This is a genomic window from Leptospira vanthielii serovar Holland str. Waz Holland = ATCC 700522 (assembly GCF_000332455.1).
Taxonomy (GTDB): Bacteria; Spirochaetota; Leptospiria; order Leptospirales; family Leptospiraceae; genus Leptospira_A; species Leptospira_A vanthielii.
Genome location: NZ_AOGY02000089.1, coordinates 1 through 1,651, shown reverse-complemented (window position 1 = coordinate 1,651; position 1,651 = coordinate 1). Strand labels below are relative to the sequence as shown.

Here is a 1,651-nt window from a genome sequence, read left to right as displayed (position 1 = left end):
CCACGTATATCCCGACCATTTGGGTAGCATTACCATGATTACCGATGGTCATGGGAATGTGCTTGCCGGCGGAGAAAGAGGCGGTAAAAGTCATATCACGTATAAACCGTATGGGGAGATATTCCGAACGGACTCGTATGGACCAGACATTACTAAATTCAAATATACGGGACAAGAGGAAGACCAGGAGAGTGGGTTGTATTATTACAAGGCTAGGTATTATGATGCGAGCCTTGGCAGGTTTGTAAGTAACGATGGTGTTACAATGCCAAGTAGTATGCAAGGCTTAAATAGAATGATGTATGTTGATGGAAATCCAATTTCTTTTAGAGATAGAACTGGGAATTCTAGAGCAAATAATTTTTTACAGGATATGGCAAAGTTTGTGATAGCGGAAGTTGCATCTAAGTCAGATAACCCAGTACATAAATTTATGGCTGAAGTTGCAGGACAAAAGGCACTTTATAAAATAAGAAAACACAGGGGTAGTGCGTTTATGAGGAGTGATTTAGGGAAAATTAGTAATACTGTAAATCCGTTGAATTTAATAGGTGCAACATACGCTGCAATGAATTATGCAGCTGGGAAAATTATGCAACGTGATACAAAGTTAAAGAAAGTAAATGGCGGGTATGTGGTACAAGGTGGTCCACTTGCTAACGGAGGTATTACAATCGGCCAGTTTGCGGTCACTAGTGGAACCGATGAAGAATCATTGCGACATGAAACCGCACATTTGCAGCAATATAGAGAGTGGGGGGAATACAAATATCTGGGAAATCTGGCATCATCGCCTATACGAAATAAGTTAAATTATCCTGATTTAGAATCGGAAAATGACGCAGATAGAAGAGCTGGAACTTTTGGTTATGGTGCTGGTAATAAGAAAGTGGTTAACATGATTTTATTGAATAGTAGTAATGCGGTTAAAGGTATTGGTATAGATAAATATGGTGAAAGGTTAATTCAGATGTTTGTGATTACAGAAGTATTAGGATATATGCCATGAAGAAAATGAAATTTTTTTCGTTGTTTTGCTTCGTATTATTTTTGCTTGATTGTACTGCTCCTAGCGTTTCTGCTATGCGCAAATTATGTAAAGAAAATTATATAAAAGAAGCTCCGTTGTTAATTGGAGTAGCGGGTTTTACAAATGAAGAACTGAATCAGATGGTAACAGGACTTTTGACCGGTTATTTAATGTGTTTGCATCGGGCTGAAACAAAAGGTGATCCAGGACCAAGGTTGTAAATTATTTGATGTTTGGAGGGTCGGTTAGGAAGGATGTACAGATACAGTATTCGCCTTACACAATCCTCTAACTTAGTTTAAATTATTGATCTTCTTTCTTTACTGATTTTCGGATGCCATCAAGGAAAACTTGATAGGGAGTTCTCCCATCCATATTTCTGCCTTGGTGAGATTTCTTTATTGTTATAGAACTTGAGATAAACCTGAAAATGTTTTTCCATTTCATCAACCGTTTCATAAAAAATCCCTCCCCAAGCGAGAAGGATACGTCGGGCTTGGTCCGCAGGACGGGAGCGAATGCGGACCCCGGAGTAGCCTGATCCCGACGAACACGGGAAAAGTGATCGCCAAACGATAGATATGTTATTGACTTAGTCCCATGTTCGGGACTCGCCCAACC

General features: G+C 39.5%; 3 protein-coding genes. 2 read left to right on the top strand and 1 reads right to left on the bottom strand.

Features of this window, described 5'->3' with window-relative positions:
- Positions 1 to 1,009 (top strand): RHS repeat-associated core domain-containing protein (locus tag LEP1GSC199_RS22045; RefSeq protein WP_232420873.1); only part of this gene is annotated, 1,009 nt, incomplete at its 5' end.
- Positions 1,006 to 1,251, top strand: coding sequence for a hypothetical protein (locus tag LEP1GSC199_RS20435; protein WP_039927614.1), 246 nt, complete (start codon positions 1,006 to 1,008; stop codon positions 1,249 to 1,251). The genes LEP1GSC199_RS22045 and LEP1GSC199_RS20435, both read left to right, overlap by 4 nt.
- 82 nt (positions 1,252 to 1,333) lie before the next feature.
- Here LEP1GSC199_RS20435 and LEP1GSC199_RS22040 read toward each other — a convergent pair.
- The coding region (locus tag LEP1GSC199_RS22040) for a hypothetical protein (RefSeq protein ID WP_039927613.1) at positions 1,334 to 1,651 on the bottom strand (318 nt) is incomplete at its 5' end.